This is a genomic window from Nocardia sp. NPDC058176, from assembly GCF_042883805.1.
GTDB lineage: Bacteria > Actinomycetota > Actinomycetes > Mycobacteriales > Mycobacteriaceae > Nocardia.
Map to the genome: position 1 here is coordinate 973,335 of NZ_JBHVVA010000001.1, position 22,890 is coordinate 996,224.

Annotated in this window: 25 protein-coding genes; 10 read left to right on the forward strand and 15 right to left on the reverse strand. The window is 69.9% G+C overall.

The annotated features are described in order from the left end of the window. Positions 1 to 2: 2 nt before the first annotated feature. The 8 genes from ACFVVM_RS04640 to ACFVVM_RS04675 form a co-directional block, all read right to left on the reverse strand. Positions 3 to 176 (reverse strand): hypothetical protein, encoded by a 174-nt coding sequence (locus tag ACFVVM_RS04640; RefSeq protein WP_387612929.1) that lies wholly within the window; start codon positions 174 to 176, stop codon positions 3 to 5. After that, entirely contained in the window at positions 173 to 2,911 is a 2,739-nt protein-coding gene (locus ACFVVM_RS04645) for a fumarate reductase/succinate dehydrogenase flavoprotein subunit (RefSeq protein WP_387612930.1), read from the reverse strand. The genes ACFVVM_RS04640 and ACFVVM_RS04645 overlap by 4 nt, the downstream gene beginning before the upstream one ends. Next, positions 2,908 to 3,648: an ABC transporter ATP-binding protein gene (locus tag ACFVVM_RS04650; protein WP_387612932.1), complete on the reverse strand. Its 741-nt coding sequence runs from the start codon at positions 3,646 to 3,648 to the stop codon at positions 2,908 to 2,910. Before ACFVVM_RS04650 ends, ACFVVM_RS04645 begins: the two co-directional genes overlap by 4 nt. Next, positions 3,645 to 4,481, reverse strand: a complete 837-nt coding sequence (locus ACFVVM_RS04655; protein WP_387616754.1) for an ABC transporter permease — start codon at positions 4,479 to 4,481, stop codon at positions 3,645 to 3,647. Before ACFVVM_RS04655 ends, ACFVVM_RS04650 begins: the two co-directional genes overlap by 4 nt. 308 nt (positions 4,482 to 4,789) lie before the next feature. Next, entirely contained in the window at positions 4,790 to 6,214 is a 1,425-nt protein-coding gene (locus ACFVVM_RS04660; protein WP_387612933.1) for an ABC transporter substrate-binding protein, read from the reverse strand. Between the two features lie 19 nt (positions 6,215 to 6,233). After that, positions 6,234 to 6,461, reverse strand: coding sequence for a ferredoxin family protein (locus ACFVVM_RS04665; RefSeq protein WP_188826745.1), 228 nt, complete (start codon positions 6,459 to 6,461; stop codon positions 6,234 to 6,236). Beyond that, complete coding sequence (locus ACFVVM_RS04670) at positions 6,462 to 7,238, reverse strand: GntR family transcriptional regulator (RefSeq protein WP_387612935.1); 777 nt, start codon at positions 7,236 to 7,238, stop codon at positions 6,462 to 6,464. A 196-nt stretch (positions 7,239 to 7,434) separates the two neighbouring features. Further along, a complete protein-coding gene (locus ACFVVM_RS04675; protein WP_387612937.1) occupies positions 7,435 to 8,109 on the reverse strand; it encodes a PaaI family thioesterase in 675 nt (224 codons plus the stop codon). Positions 8,110 to 8,301: 192 nt separating this feature from the next. Between ACFVVM_RS04675 and ACFVVM_RS04680 the strand changes: the two genes are divergently transcribed. Both ACFVVM_RS04680 and ACFVVM_RS04685 read left to right on the forward strand, forming a co-directional pair. After that, on the forward strand, positions 8,302 to 8,952 hold the full coding sequence (locus ACFVVM_RS04680; protein WP_387612939.1) for an HAD family hydrolase: 651 nt from the start codon (positions 8,302 to 8,304) through the stop codon (positions 8,950 to 8,952). A 4-nt stretch (positions 8,953 to 8,956) separates the two neighbouring features. Then, positions 8,957 to 9,535, forward strand: coding sequence for a hypothetical protein (locus ACFVVM_RS04685; RefSeq protein ID WP_387612940.1), 579 nt, complete (start codon positions 8,957 to 8,959; stop codon positions 9,533 to 9,535). Positions 9,536 to 9,539: 4 nt separating this feature from the next. Here the strand turns inward: ACFVVM_RS04685 and ACFVVM_RS04690 are convergent, their stop codons facing one another. After that, positions 9,540 to 10,058, reverse strand: coding sequence for a DinB family protein (locus tag ACFVVM_RS04690; protein ID WP_387612942.1), 519 nt, complete (start codon positions 10,056 to 10,058; stop codon positions 9,540 to 9,542). Positions 10,059 to 10,155: 97 nt separating this feature from the next. On the opposite strand from ACFVVM_RS04690, the gene ACFVVM_RS04695 reads away from it, so the two are divergent. After that, positions 10,156 to 10,629 carry a hypothetical protein gene (locus tag ACFVVM_RS04695; RefSeq protein WP_387612943.1) on the forward strand — a complete coding sequence of 158 codons (474 nt, stop codon included), beginning with the start codon at positions 10,156 to 10,158 and terminating at the stop codon, positions 10,627 to 10,629. A 52-nt stretch (positions 10,630 to 10,681) separates the two neighbouring features. Then, positions 10,682 to 11,125, forward strand: coding sequence for a hypothetical protein (locus tag ACFVVM_RS04700; RefSeq protein WP_387612945.1), 444 nt, complete (start codon positions 10,682 to 10,684; stop codon positions 11,123 to 11,125). On the opposite strand, the gene ACFVVM_RS04705 is transcribed toward ACFVVM_RS04700, so the two are convergent. Then, positions 11,089 to 12,417 carry an MFS transporter gene (locus ACFVVM_RS04705; RefSeq protein ID WP_387612947.1) on the reverse strand — a complete coding sequence of 443 codons (1,329 nt, stop codon included), beginning with the start codon at positions 12,415 to 12,417 and terminating at the stop codon, positions 11,089 to 11,091. The two genes, ACFVVM_RS04700 and ACFVVM_RS04705, sit on opposite strands and share 37 nt — an antisense overlap. 110 nt (positions 12,418 to 12,527) lie before the next feature. Here ACFVVM_RS04705 and ACFVVM_RS04710 point away from each other — a divergent pair, with 110 nt between their 5' ends. Further along, positions 12,528 to 12,911, forward strand: coding sequence for a winged helix-turn-helix transcriptional regulator (locus ACFVVM_RS04710; protein WP_387612948.1), 384 nt, complete (start codon positions 12,528 to 12,530; stop codon positions 12,909 to 12,911). A 3-nt stretch (positions 12,912 to 12,914) separates the two neighbouring features. On the opposite strand, the gene ACFVVM_RS04715 is transcribed toward ACFVVM_RS04710, so the two are convergent. The 3 genes from ACFVVM_RS04715 to ACFVVM_RS04725 are packed head-to-tail and all read right to left on the reverse strand — an operon-like array spanning position 12,915 to position 14,678. After that, positions 12,915 to 13,175, reverse strand: coding sequence for a hypothetical protein (locus ACFVVM_RS04715; RefSeq protein ID WP_387612950.1), 261 nt, complete (start codon positions 13,173 to 13,175; stop codon positions 12,915 to 12,917). Positions 13,176 to 13,227: 52 nt separating this feature from the next. Further along, on the reverse strand, positions 13,228 to 14,010 hold the full coding sequence (locus ACFVVM_RS04720) for an ABC transporter ATP-binding protein (RefSeq protein WP_387612952.1): 783 nt from the start codon (positions 14,008 to 14,010) through the stop codon (positions 13,228 to 13,230). Then, positions 14,007 to 14,678, reverse strand: a complete 672-nt coding sequence (locus ACFVVM_RS04725; protein ID WP_387612954.1) for a FadR/GntR family transcriptional regulator — start codon at positions 14,676 to 14,678, stop codon at positions 14,007 to 14,009. Before ACFVVM_RS04725 ends, ACFVVM_RS04720 begins: the two co-directional genes overlap by 4 nt. 264 nt (positions 14,679 to 14,942) lie before the next feature. Between ACFVVM_RS04725 and ACFVVM_RS04730 the strand changes: the two genes are divergently transcribed. Beyond that, on the forward strand, positions 14,943 to 16,604 hold the full coding sequence (locus ACFVVM_RS04730; protein ID WP_387616756.1) for a 2-isopropylmalate synthase: 1,662 nt from the start codon (positions 14,943 to 14,945) through the stop codon (positions 16,602 to 16,604). Between the two features lie 54 nt (positions 16,605 to 16,658). Here ACFVVM_RS04730 and ACFVVM_RS04735 read toward each other — a convergent pair whose 3' ends face one another. After that, positions 16,659 to 17,666: a YeiH family protein gene (locus ACFVVM_RS04735; RefSeq protein WP_387612955.1), complete on the reverse strand. Its 1,008-nt coding sequence runs from the start codon at positions 17,664 to 17,666 to the stop codon at positions 16,659 to 16,661. Positions 17,667 to 17,785: 119 nt separating this feature from the next. Here ACFVVM_RS04735 and ACFVVM_RS04740 point away from each other — a divergent pair, with 119 nt between their 5' ends. The 3 genes from ACFVVM_RS04740 to ACFVVM_RS04750 all read left to right on the forward strand — a co-directional run bounded on the left by ACFVVM_RS04740 (position 17,786) and on the right by ACFVVM_RS04750 (position 20,347). Next, positions 17,786 to 18,376 carry a YdcF family protein gene (locus tag ACFVVM_RS04740; protein WP_387612956.1) on the forward strand — a complete coding sequence of 197 codons (591 nt, stop codon included), beginning with the start codon at positions 17,786 to 17,788 and terminating at the stop codon, positions 18,374 to 18,376. A 36-nt stretch (positions 18,377 to 18,412) separates the two neighbouring features. Next, positions 18,413 to 19,405, forward strand: coding sequence for a LysR family transcriptional regulator (locus ACFVVM_RS04745; protein WP_387612958.1), 993 nt, complete (start codon positions 18,413 to 18,415; stop codon positions 19,403 to 19,405). Between the two features lie 117 nt (positions 19,406 to 19,522). Next, a complete protein-coding gene (locus tag ACFVVM_RS04750) occupies positions 19,523 to 20,347 on the forward strand; it encodes an IclR family transcriptional regulator (RefSeq protein WP_387612960.1) in 825 nt (274 codons plus the stop codon). On the opposite strand, the gene ACFVVM_RS04755 is transcribed toward ACFVVM_RS04750, so the two are convergent. Beyond that, entirely contained in the window at positions 20,344 to 22,035 is a 1,692-nt protein-coding gene (locus tag ACFVVM_RS04755) for an FAD-binding dehydrogenase (protein ID WP_387612962.1), read from the reverse strand. The genes ACFVVM_RS04750 and ACFVVM_RS04755 overlap by 4 nt on opposite strands. Before the next feature lie 192 nt (positions 22,036 to 22,227). On the opposite strand from ACFVVM_RS04755, the gene ACFVVM_RS04760 reads away from it, so the two are divergent. Continuing rightward, positions 22,228 to 22,890, forward strand: a complete 663-nt coding sequence (locus tag ACFVVM_RS04760; RefSeq protein ID WP_387612963.1) for a cutinase family protein — start codon at positions 22,228 to 22,230, stop codon at positions 22,888 to 22,890.

Genomic DNA, 22,890 nt, shown 5'->3' on the forward strand with positions numbered 1-22,890 from the left:
GTTCACGTGCGGGCCTCGGGCAGGGCGGACTCGGCGCGTCCGGGGTCGGTCGGCGTGCGGCCTGCGGCGAGGACGGTGCGGCGGGCGTAGGCGCGGACGTCGGTGTCCGGGTCGGTGACGGCCGACTCCAAGGCGGCCGCGGCGCTGTCGCATCGACCGATCTTCGGTGCGCTCATACGCTCGCCTCGGTGAGCGCCACCTCGGCCCGGACGGTGTCGCCGGGGGTGCGGCCTGCGGCGAGGACGGCGCGGCGGGCGTAGGCGCGGACGTCGGCGTCGGGGTCGGTGACGGCCGATTCGAGCGCGTCCACGGCGGGCTCGCTGGTGGGCCAGGTGGACAGGGCGAGGACGGCGGCTTTGCGGACGTCGAGATGACGGTCGGTCAGTGCCTCGCTCAGCGGTGACACCGCCGTGTCCGGTGCCGAGCCTGCCAATCCACGGGCGGCGCCCACTCGAACCTGCCATGCCGAATGACGGAGCGCCGCAGTGAGTTCGGTGACGTCTTCGCCTTCGGTGCCGAGTGCGGCGTAGGCCGTGAGGGCCGCGGCGCGCACCAGTGGGTCCGGGTCACCGGCCAGTATGCGGATCACCTCGACCCCACCGGCGCCGATCGAAGCCAGGCCGTGGGCGACGGCGATGCGGACCTCGCGATTGACGTCACCGGCGATCGAGGACACCGCGTCGGCGTCGTCGAGGGAGACCAGCGCGCGCACCGCTTCGATCCGGACCCGATGATCGGGATCGAGCAGCGCCGCACGGTAATCCGTGGCGGATCCGGCACGCAGCGCTCGCAGTAGATCGATCACGGTCGCGCGGACCAGGGGATCGGGGGAGTCGAGGTGCTCGGCCAGCGCACCGGCCCCGGGCAGCACTTCCACGAGTTCCCGCAGGCTCTCGGTCGCCGCGCGCCGGACCGAGGCGGCCTCGTCGCCGAGCGCTCGCACCAGTTCCGCGGCGAAGCCCTCGGGGGTGTTCTCGGTGAGCACCGACAGCGCCGCCACCCGCACCACCGGATCGGGATCGATGAGATAGCTCGAAAGATCCTCGACGGCAGGAGAATCCAGCGCGAGCAGCGTGACCAGCCGAGGTGAGGACGGCGACACCGGCGCGGCCGCGACGCGGGCCGGGGCATCGTGCTGGGGTGCGCGCGTTCCGACCAGCTCGGGCTGCGCGATCACCTCGACAATCGACTCGGCCGAGGGCACGTCGTCGAGACCGGGCACCGGCACCAGGTACGGCGCCACCGACCGCTTGACGAACTCCATTTCCCCGTCGACGGTCTTGCGCAGGTTGAGGTGGAAATTCCAGCTCTCGTCATCACGGTCGGGGATGTCCGCGCGATCGTGGTAGAGCCCCCACCGGGATTCGGTGCGGGTCAGCGAACTGCGCGAGGCCATTTCGGCGCAGTCGCGGATGAACTGCACTTCGACGGCACGCATGAGCTCGTGGGGTGTGTGCGCGCCGATCCCGTCGACCTCGGCGCGCATCCGCTCGAAGGTCTCCACCGCGATGGAGAGCTTGGCGGCGGTCTTCGGCGGCGCCACATAGTCGTTCACGAAGCGGCGCAGCTTGTATTCCACCTGCGTCTGCGGCGGCCCCTCCGGTTGTCGCAGCGGGCGGTAGATCAGTTCATGGGCGGCGGCGAGCTGGTCGATAGGCAACTCACTCGGTGCATCCACCTTGTCGAGCGTGGACGCCGCATGCGCCCCCGCCAGATCGCCGTAGACGAACGCGCCGATCATGTAGTTGTGCGGCACGCACGCCAGATCTCCGGCCGCGTACAGGCCGGGCACCGTGGTCCGCGCGTTCTCGTCCACCCACACCCCCGACGCGGAATGCCCACTGCACAAACCGATCTCGGAGATGTGCATCTCGATGTCGTGGGTGCGGTAGTCGTGTCCGCGATTGGCGTGGAAGGTGCCGCGGGTGGGCCGCTCGGTGGTGTGCAGGATCGATTCGAGCGTGGACAGCGTCTCGTCCGGCAGATGCGAGACCTTGAGATAGATGGGCCCGCGCGCGGATTCGATCTCCTGCTTCACCTCGGCCATCATCTGCCCCGACCAGTAATCGGAGTCGACGAACCGCTCACCCTCGGCATTGACCTGATACCCGCCGAACGGATTGGCCACATAGGCGCACGCTGGGCCATTGTAGTCCTTGATCAGCGGATTGATCTGGAAGCACTCGATGCCCGACAGTTCCGCGCCCGCGTGATAGGCCATCGAGTAGCCGTCCCCGGCATTGGTCGGATTCTCGTAGGTGCCGTAGAGGTACCCGGAAGCGGGCAGCCCGAGCCGACCACACGGGCCGGTCGCCAGGATGACCGCCTTCGCGCCGACCTCGACGAATTCACCTGTGCGCGTGTTCAATGCGGCCGCACCGACCGCGCGACCGTCGGCGGTGAGCACCCGCACCGGCATCAACCGGTTCTCGATCCGGATCTTCTCCCGCATCTTCCGCTGGCGCAGTACGCGATACAGCGCCTTCTTGACGTCCTTGCCCTCGGGCATCGGCAGCACATACGACCCCGACCGGTGCACGCGCCGCACCGCGTACTCGCCGTACTCGTCCTTCTCGAACTTCACGCCATAACGCTCGAGCCGCTGCACCATCGCGAAACCCCTTGTCGCGGTTTGATACACGGTGCGCTGGTCGACAATGCCGTCATTGGCGCGGGTGATCTCGGCGACGTAGTCCTCCGGCTCGGCCTTACCGGGAATGACGGCATTGTTGACACCGTCCATACCCATGGCGAGTGCCCCGGAGTGGCGCACATGCGCCTTCTCCATCAGCAGCACGTTCGCACCGGATTCCGCGGCGGTCAGCGCGGCCATGGTGCCCGCGGTGCCGCCGCCGATGACGAGCACATCGCAATCGATCCGCACACGCTCGGTCAGGTCGGGAATGTTCACAGCGACTCCAGGATTCGGTCCCGCAGGGCGCTCCGGTCCACCGGTTCGCGCGGGTCGGGTACCTCGACGACCGCGCGCAGCGAACCGGCGCCGAGCACGGCGATCCGGTCGCCGAGCAGCAGGGCCTCGTCGAGATCGTGGGTGACGAAGACGATCGTGGTGGGATGCGCGCGCCAGGTGTCGACCAGCAGCCGCTGCATCTCCGCGCGGGTCTGGCTGTCGAGCGCGCCGAACGGCTCGTCCATCAGGACCGCGCGCGGTGAACCGGCGAGACTGCGGGCGAGCTGGACACGCTGGCGCATGCCGCCGGAGAGGTCGCGCGGGAGGTAGTCGGCGTAGCCGGTGAGCCCGACCTCGTCGAGCCACCGCTGTGCACGAGCGGCGCGCTCACCGCGCGGAACACCACGAAGCCGCAGTGCCAGTTCGACATTGGCGCGCGCGGTACGCCACGGCAGCAGCGCGTCGTCCTGGAACACCAGGGCCCGATCGGCGGACGGACCGGTGACGGTGTGCTCGTCGGCGCGGATGGTGCCCGCGCTGGGCAGGCGCAGCCCGGCGATCGCGCGCAGCAGCGTCGACTTGCCGCAGCCGGACTTGCCGACCAGTACCAGGATCTCCCCGGGGGCGATCGCCAGGTCGAGATCGTGCACGACGGTCTTGGCGCCGTAGCTGATCCGCACCGATTCCAAACTCAACCGCATGCCGACGGACACGGGCGCGGCGGTGGTCGTGGTCATGACGCAGCCTCTCTCGGCAGCCAGCGGGTGACCCGGCGGCCTGCCAGTTCGACGATTCCGGAGGTGAGGAAGCCGAGCACGCCGATGGTGATCATGCCGACGAACACGGCCGGGTAGTCGACGATGGTGTAGGACTGCCAGGTGCGGTAGCCGATACCGAGGCGCCCGGAGATCATCTCCGCGGAGATGAGGCAGATCCAGGCCACGCCCATCCCCACCGACAGCCCGCTGAACACGCCGGGCAGGATCCCGGGCACCACCACCCTGGTGAGCACCTCGCGCCGCGACGCGCCCAGGGTTCGCACGGCGTCCTCCCAGATGGTCGGCAACGCCCGGGTGGCGTGCCGGGTGCTCACCAGCACCGGGAACAGCGAGGCGGTGAAGGTGATGAACACGATGCCGGACTCGTCGCTGGGAAACAGCAGGATCGCTACCGGCACCAGCGCGATCGCCGGAATCGGCCGGACCAGCTCGGCCAGCGGCCCGAACACATCGGCCAGCAGCCGGGACCTGGCCAACCCGATCCCGGCCAGCACGCCCACCACGGCCGCCAGCCCGAACCCGGTGACGATCCGCACCAGCGATTGCGCCACATCGAGGTAGTACTGCCCGGTGCCGAGATGCTCACCGAACTCGGCGACGATCTCGGTCACCGTCGGCAGCGTGTCGAACCGCAGCCACAAGCGCACATCACCCGCGGTGAGCAACTGCCACAGGCCGATCGCGGCGAGGACCGAACTCACCCGGACGGCGCGCGACACCCATACGGAGTGGCCTGTGCCGCTGACGGGTTCGTCATCCGCACGGGTGGCGCCGACCGGTTCGTTGGCGATGGCAGGTCGAGCCCTTCGCTCGAGCTCCTTGCCTGCCGGGCTGAGTGGTGCGGGCAAGCCAGCCCCGGGTGCCCCCGGCCGCTCGGTGGCCGCGGTGCCGTCTGTGTGGTCGATCTCAGCCGCGTCCCGGGCGAGGGAGCCGCTCGCGGGTGCGGCAGTGGCCTGCCCGAGGTGCGCTCCGGCCGAGTCGGCGGCCGGAGCGAGCTCGGTGTCCTGTTCGGCGGCAGCGGTGCGCGGTGCCGCCGCGTCGAGGTCGTCGGCCGCGGTCTCGACCGGTCCGGTCGGGGTGCGAGACCCGGAAGCCGTGCTCATCCGCGGACTTCCGACACGGCCTGGTCGTAGGACACCGGCGTGGCGCCAGGGTTGGCCGCGCGATGCCGGTCGGCGGCGGCCTGGGTGGTGAAGGGCAGGTACCGGTCGCCGTCGCGCAGCCAGATCGCCTTGTCGGCGAACCAGCGGGTGCCCAGCTCGGCGTCGGGGGTGTACACGGCGCGGATCGTCTTGCCCTCGGCCTTCGCCGCCTGCACGGCCCGCAGCAGGCAGCCGGGGTTCGCCGCGGGCTGCGGCTTGTCGGCGCCCTCGATCCAGACCTCCCCGGCCAGCGCCGGATCACTCACGGGCACAGCGCAGATCGGATCGGTGCCGGTGACCTTGCTCGGGTTGGCCACCGAGGCGAGGTCGGTGTCGTAGTCACCGCGCCCGGCGTAGGCCTCGCGCAGCGGACCGTCCTGGACGAAGGCGTCGATGTCGAGTTCGGCGAAGTCACCGATCGACTTCAGGTAGTTGACATCGTCCTTGAACGCCGCGATCAGGCTCGCCTTGATCGTGGTGTCGAAACTGGTACCGCCCGGACCGTTGTACAGATACACCACTTCCTGCGGCAGGCCCGAACCCTTCGCGACGAGATCGGCTGCCTCGAACGGGTTCTCGTTGAGGAAGTCGGTCGCGTCGAGCTGGGCGGCCAGGAACGCCTGCAGCACTTCGGGATGCTCACTGGCGTAGGCGCGCCGGGCGACCACACCGTGGAAGGTCGGCACATCCAGTTCGGCGCCGTCGTAGAGCAGCTTGGCCTTGTCCTGATGGACCAGCAGTCCCGGCCACGCCACGAACTGCGACAGCGCGCTCACCTGATGCGATTCCAGCGCGGTGGCGCCGACCTGTGGCTGCTGGTTGAGCACCTCCACACCCTTGGCCGGGTCGATGCCCGCCCGGCTCAGTGCCTGCACCAGCGTGCCGTGTCCGGCCGAACCCACACTGGCCGAGATCTTCTGCCCGGCCAGATCGGTGAGCGAGCGCGCGGGTGAATCATTCGGCACGACAACCATGTTCAGCGCACCCTTGGGGTTGTAGCCGGTGATCGACACCAACTCGGTGCGCGCGCGTTCATTGGCCTGGGTGCGGGAACCGTTGATCAGCAACGGGTAGTCGCCCATCGAGCCGATGTCGATCTTCTCCGCCACCATCTGCGCGGTGATCGGGGCGCCGGTGTCGTAGTCCTGCCACTCCACCTGGTACTTCGCACCGCCCGCGTCGGTGAGCTGCTGCAACCGCTGCTCCAGGTAACCCTGTGCCTTGAGCAGCGTGCCCGCGGTGACGGTGTTGATGGTCTTGGACTGGTAGCCGATGACGACCTTGACGGTGCCCGCGGGCGCGGCGTCGGTGCTCTCGAGCGAGCAGCCCGCCGCGGTCAGGGCCACAGCGAGGACGGCGGGGACGAGACGTGTGAGCTTCATGCGTGAATTCCCGGGTGGTTCAGCGGAGCAGATAGGGCATGTTGACGGTGACGGCGCCGGTGGGGCAGCGGGCCGCACAGGGCCCGCAGTACCAGCACTCGTCCACGTGCATGTAGGCCTTGCCCGAATCCTCTTTGATGGCAAGGGAATCGAGCGGACACATGTCGACGCACAGGGTGCAACCGGTGATGCACAGCGATTCGTCGATCGTCACCGGGACGTCGGCGCGCTGGGGGACCAGAGCCATCTAGAGAACCTTCCATTCGGGAGCGCTGCGGGTGAGGCTGCCGCGCATCGTGATGCGGTCACCGCGCATGCGGATGTATTCGAGATCGACGGGACGGCCGTCGTCGAGGTGGGTGAGGCGTTCGAGCATGAGCAGCGGTGCGCCCGTCGGTGCGTCGAGGGTGGTGGCGGTGTGCGGATCGGCCGCCACCGCCTCGAGCGCGAGATCCGCCGCGCCGAGCGACTGCCCGGTGACCTGCTCGAGCAGGACGAACACATCGGTGGTCTCGAGATCGTGGGTGAGCACCTCGACACCGATATCGGGTGCGAGATAGGTCAGATCGAGGCTCAGCGGCAGATCGGCGAGGAAACGCAGGCGCTCGATGTAGACGACCTTGTCGCCCGGCGCCAGCTCGAGCCTGCGCGCGACGGCCGGAGGCGCGGTGATCGTGGTCGCGGCCCGCACCTCGTTGCGCACGGTGCCGTGCTCCTTGAGGGTCTCCTGCAGACCGAGCAGGGCGTCGAGGCCGTGGTCGTACTTGCGGGCGGCGACACGGGTACCGACCTTGGGCGCGCGATCGATGAGCCCTTCGTCGCGCAGCAGCGCCAGGGCCTCGCGCACGGTGTTGCGGGAGGTGTCGTGTTCGGCGGCGAGCTCCTGCTCACCGGGCAGGGTGCCCTCGACCGCGCCGGCCAGGATCTGGTGGCGCAGGATGTCGGCGACCCGGCGCGCCCGATCGGCCCGCTGGCCCCGGATCGGGGTGGGTTCCGTGCCGCCTGTTTTCTCGCTGACCTGCATGAACAGCGACGATAGCGGCGATTACGCGGCCTACCTCGAGGGGCGAATCCGGCCGGAATTCATGCCATGTTTCTACGCCGGGTGGCCCGTCACACGACCTGCGCGAATCGGGTCGGGAACCGCTATTACGCCACCCCGGGTGACCCGGCCGACATTCCGATCACGTGGATCGGAATGTCGGGACGGGCGGGGTGATTCAGGGCTGGCCGGGGTTGAGCACGATGAAGAGCCCGTTCGCCTCGGCGCACAGGCGCTCGCCGTCGTGCAGCGTCGCGCGCAGATACACCTTGCGCCCGTCGCGGCGTTCGGCGTGCGCGCGGACGGTGAGCGTGCGGTTGAGCGGGGTGATCGAGCGGTAGTCGACCGTCAGCGACGCCGTGCGGGTCACCGCCTTGGTGTGCAGGGCCGCGGTCATGCCGAGGATGTCGTCGAAGGCGACGGCGATCTGCCCGCCGTGCGCGGCGCTGTTGCCGCCGAGGTGGAAGGTGCGGAAGACGACCTCGGCGGTGACACCCTCACTGCTGCCGCTGACCACCGTGTACGGCGGCAGCGTGATGTTGCCGCGCGAGGGCAGGTCGGTGCGGGTCCAGCTGGGCGAGGACCATTCGTCGACCACGGCCTCGCCGAGGCGGGCATTGAGCTGCTCGAGCGTCGAGATGGCCTCTTTGGCCAGCTCATCGGACGGATTGACCAGGCGCGCCTTGTCCATCAGCTCGCGCACCTGCTCGACGAGCTCGCCGTAGTGCGGGCCGCCCACCGTCATGTCCTTGCCCGCGTCCTTACGCGCCTGGATCAGCTCGGCCACCGGCCGGAACCCGCCTTCGTGGTGCGCTTCGTCCGGGAGCGAATCGCCGACCTGTGTATCGTCCATATGCAACACGTTATCGCTGCCGAGCTGGATGTTCACGTCGGGTATCACCTACGGCGCGCGGCCGTGACGGGGCTCACGACGGCCCGGCCGGTCGATTACTGTGGAACTCGATCTTCGAGCAGGTCTGGACGTACCGGAGAGTCGGCGCACCCGGATGGTGCCCCTCCGGGTGAGCGGCGAAAGGCTGGGCGCATGGGTATCGCGGCGGTGGTGTTCGACATGGACGGTGTGCTGATCGATTCCGAATCCGTGTGGGAACAGGTCAGGCACGAGTACGTCGACCTCAAAGGTGGCCGGTGGCAACCGGATTCGCAGGTGAAGATGATGGGGATGAGCACCGTCGAGTGGTCGGCCTATCTGGCCGACGATCTCGGTGTCGCCGAACCGGCCGACCGGGTGGCCGCCGATGTCATCGACCTGATGGCCGACAAGTACGCCCATCACGTCCCGCTGCTGCCCGGCGCCGTCGAGGCGGTGCGCCGGTGCGCCGAATCCTGGCAGCTCGGCCTGGCCAGCTCGTCACCGGCCACGTTGATCGACCTGGTCCTCGCGAAGTCCGGCCTGATCGATGCCTTCACCGCGGTCCTGTCCACCGAGGAGGTCGGTCGCGGCAAACCGGCGCCCGACGTGTACCTGACCGTCGCGCAGCGCCTCGGCGTCGATCCGAAAAACTGTACCGCCGTGGAGGATTCGACCAACGGATTGCGCTCGGCGCACGCGGCGGGCATGCGATTGATCGCCGCGCCCCGGCCGGACTTCCCGCCGTCCCGCGAGGCGCTCGCACTGGCGGATGTGGTCATCGACGGTGTCGACCAGCTCACCGCCGAAGTCGTCACCGGCTGACCTCGTGATTCTCACCGACCGCATCGCGCGTGGTGTCGCGGCCGGGGATGTTGTCCACGTCTTCCGGCGCTGGGCGAGACCCGGGGTGCGGGCCGGTACCCGCCTGCACACCAGCGCCGGTGTCGTCGAGATCGTCGCCGTCGACCCGATCGCCGCGCACGACATCACCGACGCGGACGCGCACGCGGCGGGGGAGCGCGATGCCGCGACGGTGACGGCGAGCTTCCGCGGTTCGCCCGACGATCAGGTCTACCGGATCAGGGTGCGCTACGCGGGCCCCGACGAGCGGGTGGAATTGAGCAGCCGGGCCGACCTGTCGGCGCACGAGATCGACGAGATCACCGCCGCACTGGCGCGCTTGGACCGGGCCAGCCGGCGCGGGCCGTGGACCGCGGTGGTGCTCGCCGCCGTCGCGGCCCATCCCGGACTGCGCGCCGCCGAGGTGGCGGTGCTGCTCGACCGGGACAAGGACTCGCTGAAACTCGACGTCCGCAAACTCAAGAACCTGGGTCTGACCCGGAGCCTGGAGATCGGCTACGAGATCTCACCGCGGGGCGCGGCGTTCCTGCGCGCTGTCGGCTGAGCCGTCAGCCCGTGCGGCCGTCGATGCGCTCGCGTACCAGGTCGGCGTGTCCGTTGTGGCGGGCGTACTCCTCGATCATGTGCAGATACACCCAGCGCAGGGTGTAGTCGTCGGGTCGCCACGGGACGTGGAAGACGTGGTCGAGGGACAGCTCGGCGACGGCAGCATCGGCGGCGGCGAGCTCGGCGTGGAAGGCGGCGAACACCTGCTCGGCGGGCAGCGAGTCGAGGTCGTCGAAATCGGCGTCCGGTTCGGCCTCCGAGGCGTAGACGGGCGGAATGTCCTCACCTGCCGCGGACACCCGGAACCAGCCGCGTTCAACCTCGGTGAGGTGGCGGACCAGCCCGAGCAGCGACAGCGTCGATGGTGGCACGGGCCGGGTGGCCAGCTGCTCGGCGTCGAGGCCACCGCACTTGGCGAGCAGGGTCTGTCGATGAAAGTCCAACCAGGACTGCAACATCGGCCGTTCGTCGGCGCCGACCAGCGTTCCCGTCGGCACGACATCGGGTGCTGTCCATGTCATCGCGCCGACGGTACCTGCCGATCCGCGGCGACGCAGGTCGATTTTCGCCGGGCGTGCGCGGTGGCCGATCCGCCCTTCGATCCGGCACACTGACCCGATGGGTGCCCCCTACGATGACTCGCCCGAGGTCGTTGTCCATGTCGGCGACGGCTCCGACGCGCCACGCGCGGTCGACCCCGCCCGACCGGGCCGCGCCCCGACGGATCCGGCACCCGACCACCCGTTCCTGCTGCTCACCCGCGACTCGGCGGAGCGAATCCAGGCCCGCTACCTCGACGACGGAACCTACGAGGTCGAACACACCGCCGGTGCGCAGAACCGTCAGCTCTACACCAGCGACGCGCTGCTGGTCCGCGACATCGTCTGGTCCTGGATCCAGCGGGACAGCTGGTGGTCCGACACCGTCGCCTGGACCACCGTCGACCCCGAGCTCGCCGAACTCCACGCCCTGCACGCCGAACTGTCCGGGATGCTCGACGGGATGTCGGTCCTCGATTCGGTCACCGACGAACTCGACAGCGCCCTGGCCCGAGCCGACGAACTGCTCGGCGGTTTCGACCTCGACGAATAGCGTTGTCGCCGCGGCCCGGCGAGCGCGTCGGTGGGGTGTGCTGAGATGAGGCATGACGTCACAGGGGGAGCGGGAGTCCGGTGCCGAGGCCAGAACCGCGGCGGTGCTGTCGATCGTCGCCGCGCTCGCGTGCGCGGCGATGCTGGTGTGGCTCTTATGGATAGTCGTGGATTTCGCGCACGAGCTGAACCCCGACGACGACGTCGGCTGGGCCTTCGTGGGGGCGATGATTCCGGGCGCACCCATCCTGATCTGGCTGTTCGGAGCCGTCCAGCTGATCCGTGGTCGCCGGGTGGGGCGATGGATCGTCGCGGTGTTCGCCGGGCTGGGAATCGCCGCCTCGACCGCGATCGCCCTGACGGCCGGTGCCGAGGTCATGGGCATGGCCGTCCTCGCCATCCTGGTGTTCGGGGTGATCCTGGGTTTGACGGTCAGCGGGTCCACGGGCCGATGGCTGGTTCAGCGCTCCTCGTCGCTGGAGCCGCGCCCGCGATAGTTGCCGCCCGCGGGTGCATCGGCTTGGCGCGGCGAGACCGCGCCGAGGATGGCCGCCAGCCCGCACGCGACCGCGGCAGCGAGCCACACCAGGGTGTAGGTGCCGTCCAGCTCACGAACCAGACTGCCGGCCAAAGCCATTGCCCCGGCACCGACCTGGTGGAACACCGAGATCCAGCCGAACACCAGCGCGCTGTCCTCGCCGAAGACGCTGCGGCACAGCGCAAGTGTGGGCGGGACGGTCGCCACGTCGAGGATGCCGAACACCACCGCGAACGCGACGAGGTCGGGGGACAGGCCACTGCTGAACAGCAGCGGCAGCACCGCCAGGGAGACGCCACGGGCCGCGAAGAACACCGCGAGCAGGTGGCGGGGCTCGACCCGGTCGGTGAGCCATCCGGCGGTGACGGTGCCGAGGATATTGGCCAGGCCGATCACCGCGAGCAGGCTCGACGCCGCCGTGGCGGCCATGCCGTGGTCGTGGGCGGCGGGGGTGAAGTGGCTCCACATCAGGCCGTTGGTCGTCGCGCCGCAGAGCGCGAACATGGTGGCCAGCAACCAGAATCGGCGATCACGCAGGGCGGTGGTGAGGGCACCGACGGTGCGCGCGACCGGATTCACCGTGCGGGTGCCGACCGGATCGTCGTCCGGCGCGGCGCCGTATCGGCCGACACCGACCGACTCGGGGCGCTCGCGCAGGAACACGAGCACGACGACCAGCGCGAGGGCGGCGAAGGCGCCGCAGGCGATGATCGGCCGCTGCCAGTGGTGGTGCGCGAGCAGCACCGACAGCACCGGTAGCAGCGCGAACTGGCCGAAGACGCTGGCGGCGGTGAGGATTCCGGTGGCCAGACCGATCCTGCGCCGGAACCACCGGTTCGCCACTGTCGCGCCGAAGACCATCGTGATCGACCCCGTACCGATGCCGACGGCCAGGCCCCACCACAGCACGAACCAGACCACGCTCGGCGCCGCCGTCACCATGAGCGTCGAGGCGGCGACGAGGATCGCGAGGGCACCCGCGGTGACCCGCCGGATGCCGTAGCGGTCCATCAGCGCCGCCGAGAACGGCGCGACCGCCCCGTAGAGCACCATGTTGACCGCCACCGCCACACCGATCCCGCCGCGACTCCACTCCCGCGTCGTCACCAGCGGTTCGGTGATCAGCCCGGCGATCGTGGTGAACGATCCGGCCGCGATCAGGGCCAGGGCGGCGACGGCGACCATCGTCCAGGCGGGATGTCGACGGGGGCGGCGGTCCAGGTCGGCGGGAGAGGCGTCGGAGATCGTCACGGAGTTCCTTCGGTAGTCCGGCCTTGCTACCGCCGTTCTAACACGTTCCGATCCGATTCGACAGTATGTACATTCTCGTCCATATGGACCGTATGGATACCATCGGAGGTATGGAAGAGACAGCCGAACTCTCGTCCGTGGACGCCCAGGGCGTGCGGCCCTCGGTCCGGCGGGCCATGCGGGTCTGCCCCGTCGAGGTGAGCATCGCGGTGCTCGGCGGCTCGTGGAAGATGACGATCGTCAAACACCTGCTGGCCGGGCCGATCCGCTACGGCGAACTCCGCCGCCGCGTCGGCGACGTGACGCCTCGCGTGCTGACCCGGCAGCTGCGCGAACTCGAACAGGACGGCATCCTCACCCGCCACGCCTACCCCGAGGTCCCGCCCCGGGTGGAGTACCGCCTCACCGCCACCGGGGAGGGACTGCGCGGCTTCGTCGGCGAACTCGACCGATGGGGCGGGCAATACGTGGCCGGGCTCGCCGACGGGGCGTGAGGATCAGTCCTCGTCGCCCTCGCACCAGTCGTCGAAGGCGTCGAACTCGGCCTCGGCGTAGTCGGGCACCGAATCCTCGACGGCATCCTCGATCGGGTCCCAGGCGTCGGCGCACCCCGCCGGGGCCGGTGGCCACGATTCGATGTACTGCACCAGTGGTGACGACGGTTCTTCGGCTTCCTCGGCGACCGCGAGGCCCGCGGTCGCCAGGGTCAACGCGGCGGTGGCACCCGCTGTGACGATGATCCGGTGAACGATTCCCATGACATCCTCTCGTCCGTGCCGACATGCGATGTCCTGCGATCCTACGTCCGGCTCAGCGAGCCCTGGCGCTCCAGCGGCCGTCGTAGCGCACCTCGATCGGGTGGGCGAAGGCCGTCGAGACGTGCTCGGTGGTGATCACCTCGGTGGCGGGACCGGACGCGACGGTGTGACCGTCGGCGATGAGCAGCGCGTGGGTCGTGCTGCTTGGCAATTCTTCGAGATGGTGGGTGACCAGGACCGATGCCACTTCGGGATGGGTCTGGTCGAGGGTGTCGATGGTGGTGAGCAGCTGTTCGCGGGCGGCGAGGTCGAGGCCGGTGGACGGTTCGTCGAGCAGGAGGACGTCGGGGCCGCTGATCAGGGCGCGGGCGATCAGCGTGCGGCCGCGCTCACCCTGGGACAGGGTGGGCCAGATGTCGGCGGCCTTGGCGGACAGGCCGAGGGTGGCGATGATCGCGTCGGCGCGGGCGAGGTCTTCAGCGGTCGGTGACCAGCGCATCGGGGTGTCTATCGTGCCGGTGATACCGGTGAGCACCACCTCGCGGACGGTGAGGGCGTAGCGCAGCGGATGACGTGGGTTGACGTGCCCGATCGAGCGGCGCAGCCGCGCCAGTTCCACCCGGCCGAATTGTTCGCCCAGCACCCGCACCGTTCCGGTGGTGGGGAAGGTGACCGCGCCGCAGAAGCCGAGCAGTGTGCTCTTGCCCGCGCCGTTGGGGCCGAGCAGCGCCCAGTGTTCGCCGGAGCGCACGGTCAGCGAGATGCCGTTGATGATCTTCTTGCCGTCGCGGCGGAAGGTCACGTCGTCGAGTTCGATCACCGGGGTGCCGGTCATGTGAAGGCCTCCTTCAAGGCGGACAGATGGCTGCGGCTGAATTCGGCTGCCGCCGTGGAGTTCCGGTCGACGACGGCCTGAGCGAGCTGTTCGTGCGCGGCGTGGTCGGCCTGCTCGGAGGGGACGGGGCGCAGCGCGAGCATGTCGATCATGGCCAGGCGCAGTCGCGGCAGGAAGGTGTCGAACAGCTGGGTGAGTACGTCGTTGTGCGCGGCGACGATCACCGCGCGATGGAAGGCCATGTCGGCGTCGACATGCTCGGCGACGGTCTGTCCCTCGGCGACGCGACCGGCCAGTGCCCGCCGGATGGACCGCAGATCGGCCGGGGTGCGTCGCCGGGCGGCCAGGGCGGCGGCCTCGGCTTCGATGGCGATGCGCGCCTCGATCACGGCCGCGATGGTCGCCCCGCGCAGCACGACATCCCAGTCCTCGCTGACATCGAGCGCGGTGACGAACACTCCCGCCCCCTGCCTGCTGTCGAGCACGCCCTTGCCCGCGAGCTCCCTGATCGCCTCGCGCAGCGTCGAGCGGCCGACCCCGAGCTGGGCGGCCAGCAGGGTCTCACCGGGCAATCGGTGACCCAGCGGCCACTCGCCCGCGCGGATCCGCGCGAGCAGGAGTTCGGCCGCCTGGGCGGCCAGCGGCTGACGCCGTACCTGCGAAACCACCGGAGCACCTCTCTACTTGTCTGAGGAGTTGTGGTAGAAGTATAGCCATCATGACCTACACCGCGCTTCTCCTCGGCCGCCACGGCGGGGCCTGATCGATCGGCCGCCCCGCCGTGGGGCTGTGTCGTGGCCGGTCGATGTCGTCTCGTGGCCCGTCGCGGCCAGGAAGCAGAACATGTCATGAGTGAATTCCCCACCGTGGTGACCCCCTCCGGCGCCGTTCCCGTCGACGCTCCCGCATGGAACCGGCAACGCCACTCGGCGATGCCGTCGCACCGCTATCGCGAGATCCACGAGCGCGTGGAAGTCCCTGTCGGACAGCGGGACTGGCCGAACGCGCGGATCACCACCGCCCCACTGTGGGTGCCTGTCGACCTGCGCGACGGCAATCAGGCGCTGGCCGAGCCGATGGACCCCGCGCGTAAACGCCGGTTCTTCGAACTGCTGGTCGCCATGGGGTACAAGGAGATCGAGGTGGGCTACCCCTCCGCCTCGCAGACCGATTTCGATTTCGTGCGGCTGCTGGCCGAGACATCCATCGCCCCACCGGATGTCACCATCGTCGTGTTCACCCCGGCCCGCCGCGATCTGATCGAGCGGACCGTCGAGTCGGTGCGCGGCATCACCAACGAGGTGGTCGTCCACCTCTACACCGCCACCGCACCGGTCTGGCGTGACGTCGTGCTCGGCAAGGACCGCGCGCAACTGCGCGAGCTCATCCTGGCCGGGGCGCGCGATGTCCTGACCGCGGCCGGTGACCTGCCGAACGTGCGCTTCCAGTTCTCGCCGGAGGTGTTCAACCTGACCGAACCCGACTTCGCGCTCGAGATCTGCGACGCCGTCACCGAGCTGTGGCAGGCGAGCCCGCAGCGGCCGGTGACGCTGAATCTGCCTGCGACAGTGGAGGTCGCGACCCCGAACATCTATGCCGACCAGATCGAGTACATGCACCGCAACCTGGCCCGCCGCGACGGCGTGATCCTCTCGGTGCACCCGCACAACGACCGGGGGACCGGCATCGCCTGCGCCGAACTGGCGGTGCTGGCCGGCGCGCAACGGGTGGAGGGCTGCGTGTTCGGCAACGGCGAACGCACCGGCAATGTCGACATCGCGACCCTGGCGCTGAACCTGCACGCCCAGGGCGTCGACCCGATGATCGACTTCTCCGATATCGACGAGATCCGCCGCACCGTCGAGTACTGCACCCGGATGCCCGTGCACGAACGGCACCCGTACGTCGGCGATCTCGTGCACACCGCGTTCTCCGGCACCCACCAGGACGCGATCCGCAAGGGTATGGCACACCATCGCGCGCGGGCGGCCGAAACCGGCGTTCCCGCAGGGGAACTGGACTGGCAGGTTCCGTATCTGCCGATCGATCCCGCCGACATCGGCCGCTCCTACGAGGCGGTCATCCGGGTCAACTCCCAGTCGGGCAAGGGCGGCATCGCCTACCTGCTGCACACCGAGTACGGCCTCGACCTGCCGCGTCGCCTGCAGATCGACCTCGCCGGCCGAGTCCAGGCGCACGCCGACGACACCGGCGCCGAGATCACCGCCAAGGAACTGCTCACCCTGTTCGAACAGGCCTACACCGTCCCCGATTCACGCATCATGTTGACGCAGTGGCGGATCGGCGACGACACGACCGACATCGTCCTCGACGTGGACGGTCGCGAGTACCGCTCGACCCACCATGGAATCGGCCCGGTGGATGCCCTGACCGCAGCCCTCGCCGCCGCGGGACACCCGATCGAAATCCTGGGCCTGACCCAGCATTCTGTGGACGCGGGCGCCGACAGTGAAGCGGCGTGCTACCTGGAATACCGGGCAGGCGGCGAGACTCGCTGGTCCTACGGCCGCGACGCCTCGGTGATGGCCGCGTCACTCGCGGCGGTGCTCAACGCGGTGAACAGGACCGCCTAGCAGTGGGCGCGATGCGGCCGGACCTCGGCCGCATCGCGCACAACGCTGTCGTGATCAGCACCAGCCCGTGACGTACATCAAGCCGAGGCTGCTGATGCCGAGGATCAGGCCGAGGGCGCCGCCGAGGACCAGGGGGCGGACGCCCGCACTGCGCAGCCGATCGATGCTCAGCGAGGTGCCGATGGCGGCGAGGACGACGGCGATCAGCCAACTGCTCGTGGTGGCGAGAGGATGGGTGAGGGCAGCGGGCAGGACGTCGAGACCCGCGATGACCGAAGCGGCGACGAACAGGACGACGAACAGCGGGAAAGCCTGCCGCAGTGAGCCCGCCGGGGCGCCGGACTCCGCCGCGATGCGACGACGGCCCAGGTGCAGCCCGATACACAACGGGACGATGGCCAGGCTGCGCACCAACTTCACGATGACCGCGAAATGCGCGGCGCCCGCGCCGAAGACGACACCCGCGGCCAGCACGGAGGACGTGTCGTTGATCGCGGTGCCCGCCCACAGGCCGAACGCCTCCTCGGACATACCGAGGGCCCGGCCCAGCGGCGGATACACCAGGACCGCGGCGACATTGAAGACGAAGATGGTGCCGAGGGCGTACGCCACCCGCTGCCGGTCCGGGCGCAGCACGGCGGTGGCCGCCGCGATGGCGGAGGCACCGCAGATGGTGGTGCCGACCGCCACCAGGGTCGCCGATTCCCGATCGACCGCCAGCATCCGCCCGACCACGAACGCGGCGACCGCGCCCACGACGAGCGTGCCGATCAGCACGATCGCGGTCTCGCGCCCCACACTCACCACCGACCCCATCGGCAACCCGAGTCCGAGCAGCACGATCGCCACCCCCAGCAACCGCTGCCGGGCGAGATCGAGACCGGGATCGAACAGCACACCCGTGACGGCCTTGCGCCGCAACAGCATTCCGGCCACCGCGCCCCCGGCCAATGCCAGCACCGGCGCCCCGACCATCGGCAGCGCCGTCCCGACCGGCGTGGACACGGTGGCCAGCAGTGCGGCGAGGGCGAGACCGGGAGCGAGGGTACGTGCGCGATTCACTCCTCTACCTTCATCGCCAACCGAAAGCCCAGGTAGATGCCGAGTTGCGAGGTAGGCATAAGCCGGACTTATGACTGTTCGGAGAGCGGTAGCCCCGACGGCTGTGGTTTGCTGGAGATGTGCGGACACGGACCCGGCTGACACTCGCCGCCGGTATCGGCGTGATGCTGTGGGGTGAATGGGCGAACTGGCGCGCCTCACGCAGGCGCGTCGGGAATGTGCCCGCGAGATCGGAGGCGGTCGTCGTGCTCGGCTATCGCAATGCCGGACCCGACGCCAACGCGATGAACAGGTGGCGGGTCAGGGCGGGACTTCGCTCCATCGATCCCGCAGCCGAGACCCGGCTGGTCCTGTGCGGCGGTGCCTGCGCGGGGCCGCGGTCCGAGGCCGTGCTGATGGCGCGCTACGCGCAGGACTCCCGTGGCTACGACGGCGAACTCGTGCTCGAGGAGTCGAGCCGATCCACCTGGGAGAACGTCGCTTTCGCGATTCCCTATCTGAAAGACGTCGACCGGATCAAGATCGTCTCGCTGCCGACCCACGCCGAGACCGCGCGCCACTACCTCGCCGAGCAGAGCCCGGAGCTGGCCGAGCGGCTCGCCCGGGGCAAGGACTACCGCTTCGGTGAATGGATGCCGCTCAAACCACTGGTCGCGCTCTACGGCGTGGTGAAGGGCGTTCGCCGCCGAACCCGGCGCGACGACGCCTGACACATCCCGGCACCGGCTGTGCCCCATAATCAGCCCATGACGCTGCCACCCGGAACCCCCGACCTGGAGGTCCTCGACCTGCTCGTCTCGGTGGCCGAACTGGGCAGCCTCGGCGCCGCCGCTCGCAGGCACGGGATCAGCCAGCCCGCCGCGAGCATGCGGATCAGCGCCATGGAACGCCGGCTGCGGGTCAAGCTGCTCGACCGCGGCCCCACCGGCTCGGAACTGACCGACGCGGGCCGCGGGGTGGTCGACCACGCGCGCACCGTGCTCGCCGCCGTGCGCGAGCTCGTCGACGAGGTGGACCGGCTCCGTGCCGCCCAGGCCCCGCGCCTGCGCATCGCGGCCTCGAAAACCATTGCCGACCATCGAATTCCGCACTGGCTCGCCGCCCTGCGCCAGGATCACCCCGAGGTCGTCATCGCCCTGGAAGTGGAGAACTCGACCCAGGTCGCCGCCCTCGTGCGCGACGGCGTGGCCGACCTCGGCTTCGTGGAGGGACCGCACCCGCCCGCCGGACTCGGCAGCCGGGTACTGGGCACCGACGACCTGGTCGTGGTCGTGGCCCCGGACCATCCCTGGGCGCGCCGCGCGAAGCCGGTGACACTGCGCGAACTCGCCGCCACCGCCCTGCTGTGGCGTGAACCGGGTTCGGGCACCCGCGACACCGTGTGGGACCTGCTCAGCAGCGAGGGCGCCCCGACCGGCCCGGCCGCCGAACTGGGATCGGCGGCCGCGATCGTGGCCGCGGCCAGGACCGGCATGGCACCCGCGGTCCTGAGCGGATTGATCGCCGCGCCGGATCTGGCCAGCGGCGCCCTCGTCGCGGTCCCCACGGTCGAGGCCGCCCGGCTGACCCGCAAGTTCCGGGCGATCTGGCGTCGCAACACCCCGCCATCGGGCCCCGGCGAACTGCTCGTCGACCGGGCCGCACGCCTGGAACTCGCGCGCTCGTCCGCCCCGCGGACCGTTCCCGCCACCGAATCGACTCGGGTCGCCGTGGCCGACGGTGATGGAGAACCCGGGTGATCGCGCCGCCCCGACCCCGACCGAGACCCTGGTGAACCGCTCGGTCCAGCGAAATGGTGCGTAAGCGGTCCGCGCGGCTCTAGTCTGTATCCGCTACGCACTGTGGAGGTTGGATCAATGACGGTCGAGATCGTGACCGAGCCGGACGAGCTGTGGAGCGGACCGGGCCGGGCGACCGCCACGCCGCCGACATCGATGATCGAGCGGATGACGCTCATCCTCGACGCCTTCGACTCGACCACCCCCACCCTCACCCTGCTCGGCCTGGCCGAACGCACCGGGCTCCCGCGCTCGACCGTGCACCGCATCCTCGATCAGATGATCCGGCTGCGCTGGCTCGCGCACACCCCCGGCGGCTACCGGCTCGGCCTGCGGGTCCTGGAACTGGGCGGTCTCGCCGCCGAGCACAACGAACTCCGCGAGGTGGTCGGCCCCCTGCTCTACGAGCTCAGCCAGCGCACCGGCCTGATCGGGCACCTTGCCGTGCTGGACGGACGCGAGGTGCTGATCCTCGACCGGGCGGGTGCCCGCAGCCGCGTTGCCATCCCGACCCGGATCGGCGGCCGCCTGCCCGCGCACTGTACGGCGGTCGGCAAGGCGCTGCTGGCGACCCTGGAACCGGGCATCGCCGAGGCCTCGCTGCGCGGGAGCACCGCGCGCACGGCCCGCACCATTGTCGACCGCGCCGAACTGCACCGCGAACTGGCCCGCATCCGCAACCGGCAGGGTGTGGCCGTGGACACCGAGGAATCGCTGCCCGGCGTCGCCTGCGTGGCCGTGCCGATCCGGGGCCGCGGGGTCGCGATGGCGGCGATCTCGTTGTCGGGCACCGTCAACGGCGAACGCAGCGCCCTGGACACCGCCCGCCTCGCCCGCGCCCTGGCCGAGGTCGCCAAGGAGGCGTCACGCGCCCTGGCGCCCCGGCACGGCCGCCCCCACTAGCGGTCGCGGCGGGCCATCGCGCGTCCGGCCGCGCGGCCGGAGAAGATGCAGCCGCCGAGGAACGTGCCCTCCAGCGCGTTGTAGCCGTGCACGCCGCCGCCACCGAAACCGGCGACCTCGCCTGCCGCGTACAGGCCGGGGAAGGCCGCCCCGTCGGGGCGCAGCACCTGGGAATCCAGGTCGGTCTGCAAGCCGCCGAGGGTCTTTCGGGTCAGGATGTTCAAGCGCACCGCGATGAGCGGGCCGTGCGCGGGATCGAGGATGCGGTGCGGCTTCACGACCCGGCCCGCCTTGTCACCGATGTACCTGCGCGCGTTGCCGATCGCGGCCAGCTGCGCGTCCTTGGTGTAGGCGCTGTTCACCTCGCGGTCCCTGGCCACGATCTGGCGCTCGAGCTCGGCGGCGTCGAGTTGCGGCCCGCGCGCGATGGCGTTCATGCCGTCGACGAGCTCGGTCAGCGAATCGGCGACGACGAAGTCCACCCCGTGCTGCTTGAACGCCTCCACCGGCCCGGGAGCGCCCTTGGCCAGCCTGCTGCGCAGCGTGAGTTTCAGGTCCTTGCCGGTGATGTCGGGATTCTGCTCCGACCCCGAGAGCGCGAACTCCTTCTCGATGATCGTCTGATCCAGCACGAACCACGAGTAGTCGTAGCCGGTCGCCAGGATCTGGCGCATCGTGGCATTGGTGTCGTAGCCCGGGAAACACGGTGCGGGCATCCGAATACCGTTGGCGTCGAACCACAGTGACGACGGGCCGGGAATGATCCGGATGGCGTGATCGGGCCAGATCGGATCCCAGTTGTTGATCCCCTCGGTGTAGTGCCACATCCGGTCCCGGTTCACCAGCGCCGCACCGGCCTGCTCGGAGATGCCGAGCATCCGGCCGTCCACATAGGCGGGCACGCCCGAGATCATCGTCTCCGGGCACGGGCCCAGGCGTTCGGTGGGCCAGTTGCGCCGGATCAGGTCGTGCGCGTGCCCGATCCCGCCCGAACTCACCAGCACCGACGGGGCGTGGAAGCTGAACTCGCCCACCACATCCCGGTTGGAGGCCACGCCGCGCTCGGTGTCGCTGGGCGCGAGCACACCACCGGTGACCCCGGTGACGGCGCCGTCCTCGACGATCAGCTCGTCGACCCGGTGCCGGAACGCGAAGCGCACCAGGCCGCGCGCCTCACCGGCCAGTACGGGCTCGAGGAAGACCCGGACCACCTCGGGACCGGTGCCCCAGGTGAGGTGGAACCGGGGGACCGAGTTGCCGTGCCCGTCGGCCAGGCCGCCACCGCGCTCGGCCCAGCCGACCACCGGCGTGAAACGCAATCCCAAGGCGTGCAGGTAGTCCCGCTTCTCCTCGGTCGCGAACCGGACGTAGGCGCGCGCCCACTCGCGGGCCATCCGGTCCTCGTCCGCGCGATCGAAACCGGCCGAACCCAGCCAATCCTGGAGCGCGAGCTCGTAGGAGTCCTTGACGCCGAGACGGCGCTGTTCCGGGCTGTCGACCAGGAACAGCCCGCCCAGCGACCAGAACGCCTGACCGCCGAGATTGGCGCGGTTCTCCTGATCGAGGACGAGCACCTTGCGCCCGGCCAGGACGAGCTCGTGCGTGGCCACCAGCCCCGCCAATCCGGCGCCGACGACGATCGCGTCGGGGGTGAAGTCATCGGCGGGCGCTGGCGCTGTACTCGACATGCCAGGAACGTAGCATTCGCGCGCCGTCGACCGGGACGATTCGAGACGTAACCGTGGCTGGAGGGATGCCGACTACATGCCGTATCGGTGCAGGTCAGCGGGTATTCCGAGGGTGGGCGCACCGAATGTCGTTGCGGCAGGCGGTGATCGCTCGTTCTCTATTTCTCACAACGGCGTGAGTGGGTGGGCACGATGACCAACCGGAAGGTGATTCGAATCGGCGCGAGGCGGGCGGCGCGTGCGCTGTCGGTGTTGCTACTGGCCGCGGGGATCGGGACGGCGATGTCCCCGGGACTGACGGCGTGGGCGCAGAGTTGCGCCACGCTCGACGTCGTGATCGCCCGTGGCACAGCGGAACCCGGGCATCTCGGCGCCGCGATCGGCGACCCGCTGTACGCGGTGTTGAGCGCGCAACTACCGGTCGACACCACCGCCCACCGCGTCGAGTACCCGGCCGACCTACTGGTTCCCACCTCGATCAGCGACGGAACGCGGGCCATGACCGGGCATCTGCTCGCCCAGGCCGCGGCCTGCCCCGGTCAGCGCTTCGTGCTGGTCGGCTACTCGCAGGGCGCGCTGGTCACCCACGGTGTGCTCGCCTCCCCGGCGACGACCGCGGTGCCGGGGATGTGGGTGCTGCCGCCGGAACTGTCCTCGCGCGTGGTCGCGGTCCTGCTGTTCGGTGATCCGCTGCGACTGGTCGGCGGGACGGTCGCGCCCTGGTATGCCGACCGCACCGCGAACTATTGCGCCGCAGGCGATCCCGTGTGCGCGGGCGGGGTGTTCCCGGCCGCGCACGGCAGCTACCAGTGGGCGTTCGCGGCCGCGGCCGGACAGGTGAACAGCCGGTTGTGA

What these genes read in the sequence shown, in the direction of transcription:
- ACFVVM_RS04650 (WP_387612932.1), bottom strand. Translation starts at nt 3,648, where the DNA reads ATGACCACGACCACCGCCGCGCCCGTGTCCGTCGGCATGCGGTTGAGT.
- ACFVVM_RS04660 (WP_387612933.1), bottom strand. Translation starts at nt 6,214, where the DNA reads ATGAAGCTCACACGTCTCGTCCCCGCCGTCCTCGCTGTGGCCCTGACC.
- ACFVVM_RS04665 (WP_188826745.1), bottom strand. Translation starts at nt 6,461, where the DNA reads ATGGCTCTGGTCCCCCAGCGCGCCGACGTCCCGGTGACGATCGACGAA.
- ACFVVM_RS04695 (WP_387612943.1), top strand. Translation starts at nt 10,156, where the DNA reads ATGGGTGCCCCCTACGATGACTCGCCCGAGGTCGTTGTCCATGTCGGC.
- ACFVVM_RS04745 (WP_387612958.1), top strand. Translation starts at nt 18,413, where the DNA reads ATGACGCTGCCACCCGGAACCCCCGACCTGGAGGTCCTCGACCTGCTC.
- ACFVVM_RS04640 (WP_387612929.1), bottom strand. Translation starts at nt 176, where the DNA reads ATGAGCGCACCGAAGATCGGTCGATGCGACAGCGCCGCGGCCGCCTTG.
- ACFVVM_RS04760 (WP_387612963.1), top strand. Translation starts at nt 22,228, where the DNA reads ATGACCAACCGGAAGGTGATTCGAATCGGCGCGAGGCGGGCGGCGCGT.
- ACFVVM_RS04750 (WP_387612960.1), top strand. Translation starts at nt 19,523, where the DNA reads ATGACGGTCGAGATCGTGACCGAGCCGGACGAGCTGTGGAGCGGACCG.
- ACFVVM_RS04710 (WP_387612948.1), top strand. Translation starts at nt 12,528, where the DNA reads ATGGAAGAGACAGCCGAACTCTCGTCCGTGGACGCCCAGGGCGTGCGG.
- ACFVVM_RS04690 (WP_387612942.1), bottom strand. Translation starts at nt 10,058, where the DNA reads ATGACATGGACAGCACCCGATGTCGTGCCGACGGGAACGCTGGTCGGC.
- ACFVVM_RS04720 (WP_387612952.1), bottom strand. Translation starts at nt 14,010, where the DNA reads ATGACCGGCACCCCGGTGATCGAACTCGACGACGTGACCTTCCGCCGC.
- ACFVVM_RS04670 (WP_387612935.1), bottom strand. Translation starts at nt 7,238, where the DNA reads ATGCAGGTCAGCGAGAAAACAGGCGGCACGGAACCCACCCCGATCCGG.
- ACFVVM_RS04730 (WP_387616756.1), top strand. Translation starts at nt 14,943, where the DNA reads ATGCCGTCGCACCGCTATCGCGAGATCCACGAGCGCGTGGAAGTCCCT.
- ACFVVM_RS04700 (WP_387612945.1), top strand. Translation starts at nt 10,682, where the DNA reads ATGACGTCACAGGGGGAGCGGGAGTCCGGTGCCGAGGCCAGAACCGCG.
- ACFVVM_RS04675 (WP_387612937.1), bottom strand. Translation starts at nt 8,109, where the DNA reads ATGGACGATACACAGGTCGGCGATTCGCTCCCGGACGAAGCGCACCAC.
- ACFVVM_RS04755 (WP_387612962.1), bottom strand. Translation starts at nt 22,035, where the DNA reads ATGTCGAGTACAGCGCCAGCGCCCGCCGATGACTTCACCCCCGACGCG.
- ACFVVM_RS04715 (WP_387612950.1), bottom strand. Translation starts at nt 13,175, where the DNA reads ATGGGAATCGTTCACCGGATCATCGTCACAGCGGGTGCCACCGCCGCG.
- ACFVVM_RS04680 (WP_387612939.1), top strand. Translation starts at nt 8,302, where the DNA reads ATGGGTATCGCGGCGGTGGTGTTCGACATGGACGGTGTGCTGATCGAT.